Here is a 9,570-nt window from a genome sequence, read left to right as displayed (position 1 = left end):
GGGCCGCTCAGCGCGATGCGGGCCCGGCCGGCCAGCAGCTCGATGGTCTCGGTGAGCGGGCGGGCCCCCAGCCGGACGGCGGTGGTGTGCGCGTCGCGGAGCAGCCGGGTGGCGGTGGCCCGGTCCCCGGAGGCGATGAGCAGGGCCTCCGCCCAGCGGTGCCGGATCTGGGCCAGCTCGTACGGGCGTTGCAGCGGGGTGAAGGCCCGGGCGGCGCCCTCCCAGTGGGCGGGGGTGTCGGTGCCCTCGGCCCTGGCCAGCTCGGCGTCGATCAGCAGCACGTAGGCGGACCAGACGGGGACGAGGGCGGGCAGCCGCTTGAGGTGGTCGCGGACGAGGGCGAGGACGGCGGGGCGGCCCGGTTCGGTGGCGGGCAGTCCCCGGGCGTCGGCCTCGGCCGCCGCGACGGCGTGCAGCATGGGGAAGGCGTAGCGCTGGGTGCCGGTGGGGAAGCCCTCGGCTGCCTGGGCCTCGAAGGCGGCGCGCGCCTCGGTCAGCCGGCCCTGCTGCACGGCGAGCAGGATGGCGTGCCGCACCGGGTTGATGAAGTGCTGGGGCTGGGGGTCGCTGGAGCCGAAGCAGCGTCGGGTCAGGGCGAGTTGGCGTTCGGCCTCGGCGAGGTCGCCGCGGGCCAGGGCGATCTCGGTGCGGCGGGCGGCGACCAGGCCCTGGGACTTGCGGGAGAGGGACTTGCGGGCGGCGGCCTCGGTGGTGGCGACGGCCTCGTCCCAGCGCCCCAGCGAGAACAGGGACATGGCCTGGTTGGTGCGCACCCAGGCCTCCATGTCGGCGACGCCGTGCTCGTGGCAGATGCGGATGCCGTGGTCGGCGGCGGCCACGGCCTCCAGGGAGCGGCCCATCGCCTCCAGGGTGGAGGGCAGGTTGATGCCGGCCCGGCCCATGATGTCGATGAGGCCCAGTTCGTCGGCCCGGTCGCGTACGACGTACATCTCGGCGATGCCCTCGTCCACGGCGCCGGCGTCCGCGTTGAGCCAGCCGCGGGTGAGCCGGGCGTGCAGTTCGATGTACTCGTCGCCGACGAGCCGGGCGTACTCCACGGCCCGCTCGGCGGCGGCCAGGGTGTCGGGGCCCGGGCGGTGCAGGGCGCCCCAGCCGGCCACCATCATCAGCACGTCCGCGTGCACCGCGGACGGCGGCAGGCCGCGGACCAGGCGTTCGGCGGTGGCCAGCTCCTCCCAGCCGTCGCCGCGGGTGAGGTCCTGGACGAGGCGGGAGCGCTGCACCCAGAACCAGGCGGCGCGCAGGGCGTCGTCCTCGCCGGCCAGCAGGCGCAGCGCCTTCTTGCAGATGGCGAAGGCCCGTTCGCGTTCGCCGCCGAGGCGGGCGGCGACGGTGGCCTCGGCCAGCAGGTCGAGGTAGCGCAGCGGGGAGGCGTCGGAGCGGCAGGCGGGGTAGACCTCGGCGTAGTCGATGGGGCGCAGGGTGTGGCGGACGGCCTCCGGGGCGTCGTCCCACAGCTCCAGCGCCCGTTCCAGGAGCCGCAGCTGCTCGGCGTAGGCGTTGCGGCGGCGGGCCTCGACGGAGGCCCTGAGGACGGCGGGCAGCGCCTTGGCCGGGTCGTGCGCCCCGTACCAGTAGCTGGCGAGCCGGGTGGCGCGCTCGCTCTCGCCGACGAGGCCCGGGTCGGCCTCCAGCGCCTCGGCGTAGCGGCGGTTGAGGCGGGAGCGCTCGCCGGGGAGCAGGTCGTCGCTGACGGCCTCGCGGACCAGGGAGTGGCGGAAGCGGTAGCCGTCGCCCTCGGGCGTGGTGAGCAGCAGATTGGCGCCGACGGCGGTGCGCAGGGCCTCGATCAGGTCGTCCTCGGCGAGGTCGGCGACGGCGGCGAGCAGTTCGTACTCGACGGCGGAGCCGCCTTCGGCGACGATCCTGGCGACCTTCTGGGCGTCGTCGGTGAGGGCCTCGACGCGGACGAGGAGGAGGTCGCGCAGCGAGTCGGGCAGTCCGTCGCCGTCCCCGTCGCCGCCCTCCAGGATGCAGGCCAGCTCCTCGACGAAGAAGGCGTTGCCGTCGGAGCGCTCGAATATCTCGTCCACCAGGGCGGGGTCGGGGGTGTCGGCGAGGATGCCGGTGAGCTGGCGGCGGACCTCGGAGCGGGTGAAGCGGGCGAGTTCGATGCGGCGGACGGTGCGCAGCCGGTCGATCTCGGCGAGGAGGGGGCGCAGCGGGTGGCGGCGGTGGATGTCGTCGGCGCGGTAGGTGCCGACGACGACGAGGCGGCCCCTGCGCAGGGTGCGGAAGAGGTAGGCGAGAAGGTGGCGGGTGGAGGAGTCCGCCCAGTGCAGGTCCTCCAGGACGAGGACGACGGCCCGGTCGGCGGAGAGGCGCTCCAGCAGCCGGACGGTGAGTTCGAAGAGGCGGGCGGTGCCGTGCTCGTCGGAGCCCTCCCGGCCGGTCTCGCCGAGTTCGGGCAGCAGCCGGGCCAGTTCGCCCTCCTGGCCGGCGCAGGCGGCGGCCATCTCGTCGGGCAGGGCGCGGCGCAGGGCGCGCAGGGCGGTGGAGAAGGGGGCGTACGGCAGGCCGTCGGCGCCGATCTCGACGCAGCCGCCGACGGCGACGACGGCGTCCCGGCGGGCGGCGACGGCGAGGAACTCCTCGACGAGGCGGGTCTTTCCGACTCCGGCCTCACCGCCGATGAGCAGGGCCTGCGGTTCACCGCAGAACCCTCCGGCGGTGCCGGAGGGTTCCGTGGTGGCGCGCCCGAGCGCGCCGGTGAGCGAGTTGAGTTCGCCGGTGCGGCCGACGAACACGGGGCTGACTGACCTGGTCTCCACGCCGCCGAGCATCGCACACGGGTCCGACGGTGCGGACGGATTTTTCCGGGGACCGTGCGGGCCCCGTCTCCCCTCCACCGGTGTCCCTACGCGGCGGACGTGTACCGGTCCCGTAGGCCGCCGCTCACCGTCCTTCCGGGTTCGTGGCGTGCGCTGCGGCGGGCGGCGCGGCGGGCCCGGCGGGCCTCTCCGGCGAGGCGCTCGAGGTCGGCGCGGCGCAGCAGTTCGGCGTGCATGACCTTCTGGAGTTCGAACTCGAACATGGTGGTGTCCCCCTGGGTGACGGCCCTTCCGGGCCTCGGTGGCGGCAGTTCCTCTGCCGTGCCTCCACTCTCGTTCCCCAGGGGGGTGCGCCGCATCGGGCGTCTTCCGCATCTGTGGAGCCGGGGTGCCTTAGGCGGGGTGCCCCACCACCGCAGGGCCCCGGGCAAACCGCCCGGGGATGCCTTAGGGCGTGTCCTAGGCGCTCTCGCGGACCGCCCCGGCCGGCTCGTCCGCGTAGGTACGCCGCCCCGGCACCGGGACCGGTGCCACCGGGTGGTCGGGCGGTTCGACGGAGAGGCGGGGCAGCCGGCGGTCCAGCCAGCGGGGCAGCCACCAGTTGGCGCCGCCCAGCAGGTGCATCAGGGCGGGGACGAGCAGGGTGCGCAGGACGAAGGCGTCCAGGGCGACGGCGGCCGCCAGGGCGATGCCGAACATGGCGATGACCCGGTCGCCGCTGAGGACGAAGGCGAGGAACACCGAGATCATGATGACGGCGGCGGAGTTGATCACCCGGCTCGTCTCGGCGAGGCCGACCCGGACCGCGCGCCGGTTGTCGCGGGTCTCCAGCCATTCCTCGTACATCCGGCCGACCAGGAAGACCTGGTAGTCCATGGAGAGGCCGAAGAGCACCGAGACCATGATCACCGGAAGGAAGGGCTCGATGGGGCCGGCGCTGCCCAGGCCGAGGGCTTCGCTGCCCCAGCCCCACTGGAAGATCGCGACGACGACGCCGAAGGACGAGGCGACCGCCGCGATGTTCATGACCGCCGCCTTGAGCGGGATGCCGAGGGAGCGGAAGGCCAGCAGCAGGAGCAGGCAGCCGAGTCCGACGACGACGCCGACGAACAGCGGCAGCTTGCCGATGACGACCTGGGCGAAGTCGTCGTAGCTGGCCGTCACCCCGCCGACGTGGGTCTCCAGCGAGGTGTTGTCGGCCGCCTTCGGCAGGACGTCGGTGCGCAGCCGCTCGACCAGCTCGCTGGTGGCGCGGGACTGCGGGGAGGAGTCGGGGACGACGGTGACGAAGGCGGTGTCGCCGGCGGCGTTGTAGGTGACCGGGTCGACCCGGGCCACCCCGTCGACGGCGCGCAGCGTCGCGGGCAGGGCGTCCATCGCGAGCCGGTCGTCGGCGCCGTCGAGGTCGGCGGCGACGGTCAGCGGCCCGTTGACCCCGGGGCCGAAGCCGTCGGCGAGCAGGTCGTACGCCTGCCGGGTGGTGGAGGACGCCGCGTTGTTGCCCTGGTCGGAGGTGCCGAGGTGGAGCGAGAAGGTGGGCAGCGCGAGGGCCAGCATCACCACGGCGGCCACCGAGCCGAGCAGCTTGGGGTGCCGTTCGACGAAGGCGGACCAGCGGGCGGCGAAGCCGGTCGGGGACTCGGGCTGCGGCCCGTGCGCGGCCAGCCGGGCGCGCTCGCGCCGGCTGAGCGCGCGCAGGCCGATGAGCGACAGCAGGGCCGGCAGCAGGGTCACCGAGGCCGCCACGGTGAGCACGACGGTCAGGGAGGCGGCGATGGCGACGCCGTTGAGGAAGCTGAGCCGCAGGATCAGCATGCCGAGCAGCGCGATGCAGACGGTGGCACCGGCGAAGACGACGGCCCGGCCGGTCGTGGCCACCGCGTGCTGCGCGGCCTCGGGCACGGTCATGCCGCGCCGCAGCCCTCTGCGGTGCCGGGTGACGATGAACAGGGCGTAGTCGATGCCGACGCCGAGGCCGATGAGCATGCCGAGCATGGGGGCGAAGTCGGCGACGGTCATCAGGTGGCCCAGCAGCACGATGCCCGCGTACGCGGTGCCGACCGAGACGAGCGCGGTGGCGATGGGCAGCAGGCTGGCGGCGAGCGAGCCGAAGGCGACGAAGAGCACGACGGCGGCGACGGCGACTCCGATGACCTCGCTGAGGTGGGCGGCCGGGGCCTCGGTGAGCGCGATGGCGGAGCCGCCCAGCTCGACGCGCAGATGCGGGCTCTGCGCCGCCTCGGCGGTGTCCACGACGGCCTGGACCTGCGCCACGGGCACGTCGTCGGCGCGCTGGTCGAAGGTGACGGTGGCGTAGGCGGTGTGCCCGTCGGCGCTGATCTGCGCGGCGCCCCTCTCCGTGTAGGGGCCGGCCACCGCCCCGACGCCGGGCAGCCGTTCGACGGCGTGCAGGGTGCGGGTCATCTTCTGCTCGACGTCGGTGGCCCGGACCGTGGAGTCCTCGGTGTGCCAGACGATGGTGTCCGTGTCGCCGCCGAGGTCGGTGAAGCCGCTCTTGAGCAGGTCGGCGGCCTGGCCCGACTCGGTGCCGGGGGCCTCGTAGTCGTTGGAGTACGCGGACCCCGCGAACCCGGCCGCGGCGGCCGTGCCCCCGAGGGCGAACAGCCAGATCAGTACGGCGATGAGGCGGTGCGTGACGCACCAGCGGGCGATGGCAGCCAAGGGGACGCGCTCCCTGCGGGTTCGTGGTCGTCCCGGCGACGGCGGTGCCGACCGCGGGAGAACCCATGACCTGAGACCGCCACTCTCGCAGCCATTCGAGATCATTTGCCCGTTTCGTGGGGAGGGTCACAGCGGGCACATCAACCTAAGAGCGACATAAGTACGCATGGGTAAAAGGGCGGTGCGCCCTCAACGACAGGGGCGGTGCGCCTCAACGACGGGGGCAGTGCGACTGAACGAAAAGGTCGGTGCGCCCGGTCCACGACCGGGCGCACCGCCCCTTCGGCGTACGCCGGGAATCAGCCCTCGACGCCCAGCTTCTCCAGGATCAGCTCGCGGACCCGGGCCGCGTCGGCCTGGCCGCGGGTCGCCTTCATGACCGCGCCGACCAGCGCGCCGGCCGCCGCGACCTTGCCGCCGCGGATCTTGTCCGCGACGGCGGCGTTGCCCGCGATGGCCTCGTCGACGGCGGCGGACAGGGCGCCCTCGTCGGAGACGACCTTGAGGCCACGCTTCTCGACGACGGTGTCCGGGTCGCCCTCGCCGGCGAGCACGCCCTCCAGGACCTGGCGGGCCAGCTTGTCGTTGAGGTCGCCCGCGGCGACCAGCTCGGCGACCCGGGCGACCTGCGCCGGGGTGACGGGCAGCTCGTCGAGGCCGCGGCCGGTCTCGTTGGCGTTGCGGGCCAGCTCGCCCATCCACCACTTGCGGGCCTGGTCCGAGGGCGCGCCCGCCTCGATCGTGGCCACGATCAGCTCGACCGCGCCCGCGTTGAGGATGGACTGCATGTCGTGCTCGGACACGCCCCACTCCTCCTTGAGCCGGGCGCGGCGGACGCGCGGCAGCTCGGGGAGGCCCTTGCGCAGTTCCTCGACCCACTCGCGGGCCGGGGCGACCGGCACGAGGTCGGGCTCGGGGAAGTAGCGGTAGTCCTCGGCGTTGTCCTTGATGCGGCCGGCCGTGGTGGAGCCGTCCTCCTCGTGGAAGTGCCGGGTCTCCTGCACGACGGTGCCGCCGGAGTTCAGCACCGCGGCGTGGCGCTGGATCTCGAAGCGGGCGGCCCGCTCGACGGAGCGCAGCGAGTTCACGTTCTTCGTCTCGGAGCGCGTACCGAAGGTCTCGGTGCCGTGCGGGCGCAGCGACAGGTTGACGTCGCAGCGCATCTGGCCCATCTCCATGCGGGCCTCGGAGACGCCGAGCGCCTTGATCAGCTCGCGCAGCTCGGCCACGTACGCCTTGGCGACCTCAGGGGCGCGGGCGCCCGCTCCCTCGATCGGCTTGGTGACGATCTCGATGAGCGGGATGCCCGCGCGGTTGTAGTCGAGCAGGGAGTGGGACGCGCCGTGGATACGGCCGGTGGCGCCGCCGACGTGCGTCGACTTGCCGGTGTCCTCCTCCATGTGGGCGCGTTCGATCTGCACCCGGAAGATCTCGCCGTCCTCCAGCTGGACGTCCAGATAGCCGTTGAAGGCGATCGGCTCGTCGTACTGGGAGGTCTGGAAGTTCTTCGGCATGTCCGGATAGAAGTAGTTCTTCCGGGCGAAGCGGCACCACTCGGCGATCTCGCAGTTGAGCGCGAGGCCGATCTTGATCGCGGACTCGACGCCGATCGCGTTGACGACCGGCAGCGCGCCGGGCAGACCGAGGCAGACCGGGCACGTCTGCGAGTTGGCGTCCTGCTTCAGCTCGGTGGAGCAGCCGCAGAACATCTTCGTCTTGGTGCCGAGCTCCACATGGACCTCGAGGCCCATGACGGGGTCGTACGTCGCGAGGGCGTCCTCGTACGACTCCAGGTCGATGACAGTCACGGAAAACTTTCCCTCTCAGCCCAGCAGTACGTCGTCGTCGCCGAGACGCTTCAGTTCGCGATAGAGGATCGCGAGGCCGGTCACGATGGCCGCGGCGGACACGGCGGCGTCGATGAGCCGCAGCGTGTCGTTCTCCTCACGGGCGAGCCGCGCCTGCTTGGCGACGCTGAGCGCACCGAACGCGGTGGAGCCCATCGAGACGTACAGCCCGGTCTTCGACTTCTTGAAGTTCTTGGCTTTCTTGGCCATGGCACTCATAGCGACGGAGCCTCCTCGAGCAGCGGGTGACCCCACCTTTCCACGAAAGCGGCCTCGACGGCGGCTCCGACCTTGTAGAGCCGGTCGTCCTTCATGGCGGGCGCGATGATCTGCAGCCCGACCGGGAGGCCGTCCTCGGGGGCCAGGCCGCAGGGCAGCGACATGGCGGAGTTGCCCGCCAGGTTGGTGGGGATGGTGCACAGGTCGGCCAGGTACATCGCCATCGGGTCGTCGGCGCGCTCGCCGATCGGGAAGGCGGTGGTGGGCGTGGTCGGCGAGACGATCACGTCGACCTGCTCGAATGCCTGCTCGAACTCGCGGGTGATGAGCGTACGGACCTTCTGCGCGGAGCCGTAGTACGCGTCGTAGTAGCCGGAGCTGAGCGCGTAGGTGCCCAGGATGATGCGGCGCTTGACCTCGTCGCCGAAGCCGGCCTCGCGGGTGAGCGCGGTGACGTCCTCGGCGGACCTCGTGCCGTCGTCCCCGACGCGCAGGCCGTAGCGCATGGCGTCGAACCGGGCGAGGTTCGAGGAGCACTCGGACGGGGCGATCAGGTAGTACGCGGAGAGCGCGAGGTCGAAGGAGGGGCAGTCCAGCTCGACCACGGTGGCGCCGAGCGACCGGAGCAGCTCGACGGACTCCTCGAAGCGCTGGACGACACCGGCCTGGTAGCCCTCGCCGGAGAACTGCTTGACGACCCCGACGCGCATGCCGCGCACCGAGCCGTTGCGGGCGGCCTCGACCACCGGCGGGACCGGCGCGTCGATCGACGTGGAGTCCATCGGGTCGTGGCCGGCGATCGCCTCGTGCAGCAGCGCCGCGTCCAGGACGGTGCGGGCGCAGGGCCCGCCCTGGTCCAGGGAGGACGAGAAGGCGACCATGCCGTAGCGGGAGACGCCGCCGTAGGTGGGCTTGACGCCGACCGTGCCGGTGACGGCGGCGGGCTGGCGGATGGAGCCGCCGGTGTCCGTGCCGATGGCGAGCGGGGCCTCGAAGGCGGCCAGGGCGGCCGAGGAGCCGCCGCCGGAGCCGCCGGGGATGCGGGTGAGGTCCCAGGGGTTGCCGGTGGGGCCGTAGGCGCTGTTCTCGGTGGAGGACCCCATGGCGAACTCGTCCATGTTGGTCTTGCCGAGGATGACGACGTCGGCGGCCTTCAGCTTCTGCGTGAGCGTCGCGTCGTACGGCGGCACCCAGCCCTCGAGGATCTTGGAGCCGACGGTGGTCGGCATGTCCTTCGTGGTGAAGATGTCCTTGAGCGCGAGCGGGACGCCGGCCAGCGGGCCCAGCTTCTCGCCGGCCGCCCGCTTGGCGTCCACGGCGCGGGCCTGGGCGAGCGCGCCCTCGCGGTCGACGTGCAGGAAGGCGTGCACCTTCTCGTCGACGGCCTCGATCCTGGCCAGGTGGGCCTCGGTGACCTCGACGGCGGTGAGTTCGCCGGCGGCGATCTTCGCGGCGATCTCGGCCGCGGTGAGCTTGATGATGCTGATGTCCGTCATGGCTGTCAGTCCTCCCCCAGGATCTGCGGCACCTTGAAACGCTGCTGCTCCTGGGCCGGGGCGCCGGAGAGCGCCTGCTCGGGGGTGAGAGACGGACGGACGACGTCCGCCCGCATGACGTTCGTCAGCGGCAGCGGGTGGGAGGTCGGCGGTACGTCTTGGTCGGCGACCTCGGAGACGCGGGCGACCGCGCCGATGATGTCGTCGAGCTGACCGGCGAAGTGATCGAGCTCTTCGCCCTTCAGCTCCAGACGCGCCAGCCGGGCGAGGTGGGCGACCTCCTCGCGCGTGATGCCAGGCATGCAGCGATCCTCAGGGGTTGGTGTGTGGTTGGCCGGGGGCAGGGTGGAAATGTGCCGCCGGCCCCCAATCCTATGGGGTCGGCCACACCGCCCACGGCCACCCGCCGCAAACGTCCGCGGGGGCGCTCGCGCCGGACGGTCACGTGGTCGCCGGGCGCGGGCCGGAGGTACGGCCGGAGGGGCGCTGTTCCAGTTCGCCCGCCGGGGCCGGCGCCGTCACCGCGGAGGCCGC

Annotated in this window: 7 protein-coding genes; all 7 read right to left on the bottom strand. The window is 72.8% G+C overall.

Translation table 11 applies throughout. The features are described 5' to 3' along the window. Nucleotides 1-2,804 (bottom strand): AAA family ATPase (locus tag MHW47_RS27065; protein ID WP_239226386.1); only part of this gene is annotated, 2,804 nt, incomplete at its 3' end. Nucleotides 2,805-2,878: 74 nt separating this feature from the next. Beyond that, nucleotides 2,879-3,055 (bottom strand): hypothetical protein, encoded by a 177-nt coding sequence (locus MHW47_RS27060; protein WP_239226385.1) that lies wholly within the window; start codon nt 3,053-3,055, stop codon nt 2,879-2,881. Nucleotides 3,056-3,251: 196 nt separating this feature from the next. Then, nucleotides 3,252-5,474, bottom strand: coding sequence for an MMPL family transporter (locus tag MHW47_RS27055; RefSeq protein WP_239226384.1), 2,223 nt, complete (start codon nt 5,472-5,474; stop codon nt 3,252-3,254). Nucleotides 5,475-5,773: 299 nt separating this feature from the next. Next, nucleotides 5,774-7,282, bottom strand: coding sequence for an Asp-tRNA(Asn)/Glu-tRNA(Gln) amidotransferase subunit GatB (gatB, locus tag MHW47_RS27050; protein ID WP_308381719.1), 1,509 nt, complete (start codon nt 7,280-7,282; stop codon nt 5,774-5,776). Nucleotides 7,283-7,297: 15 nt separating this feature from the next. Further along, a complete protein-coding gene (locus MHW47_RS27045; RefSeq protein WP_239226383.1) occupies nt 7,298-7,540 on the bottom strand; it encodes a hypothetical protein in 243 nt (80 codons plus the stop codon). Beyond that, the gene (gatA, locus tag MHW47_RS27040; RefSeq protein ID WP_239226382.1) at nt 7,537-9,036 is read right to left on the bottom strand and encodes an Asp-tRNA(Asn)/Glu-tRNA(Gln) amidotransferase subunit GatA; all 1,500 of its coding nucleotides are present in this window, start codon (nt 9,034-9,036) and stop codon (nt 7,537-7,539) included. The genes MHW47_RS27045 and gatA overlap by 4 nt, the downstream gene beginning before the upstream one ends. A gap of 5 nt (nt 9,037-9,041) precedes the next feature. Next, nucleotides 9,042-9,338 (bottom strand): Asp-tRNA(Asn)/Glu-tRNA(Gln) amidotransferase subunit GatC, encoded by a 297-nt coding sequence (gene gatC, locus MHW47_RS27035; RefSeq protein ID WP_018102521.1) that lies wholly within the window; start codon nt 9,336-9,338, stop codon nt 9,042-9,044. Nucleotides 9,339-9,570: the final 232 nt, after the last annotated feature.

It is taken from the genome of Streptomyces sp. OfavH-34-F (assembly GCF_022347745.1).
GTDB lineage: Bacteria > Actinomycetota > Actinomycetes > Streptomycetales > Streptomycetaceae > Streptomyces.
The sequence above is the reverse complement of the archived record's forward strand: the minus strand, read 5'-3'. Positions and strand labels throughout refer to the sequence as shown.

Excerpts from the sequence above, each read along its gene's own strand:
- MHW47_RS27060 (WP_239226385.1), bottom strand. The coding sequence starts at position 3,055 with ATGTTCGAGTTCGAACTCCAGAAGGTCATGCACGCCGAACTGCTGCGC.
- MHW47_RS27045 (WP_239226383.1), bottom strand. The coding sequence starts at position 7,540 with ATGAGTGCCATGGCCAAGAAAGCCAAGAACTTCAAGAAGTCGAAGACC.
- gatA (WP_239226382.1), bottom strand. The coding sequence starts at position 9,036 with ATGACGGACATCAGCATCATCAAGCTCACCGCGGCCGAGATCGCCGCG.
- gatC (WP_018102521.1), bottom strand. The coding sequence starts at position 9,338 with ATGCCTGGCATCACGCGCGAGGAGGTCGCCCACCTCGCCCGGCTGGCG.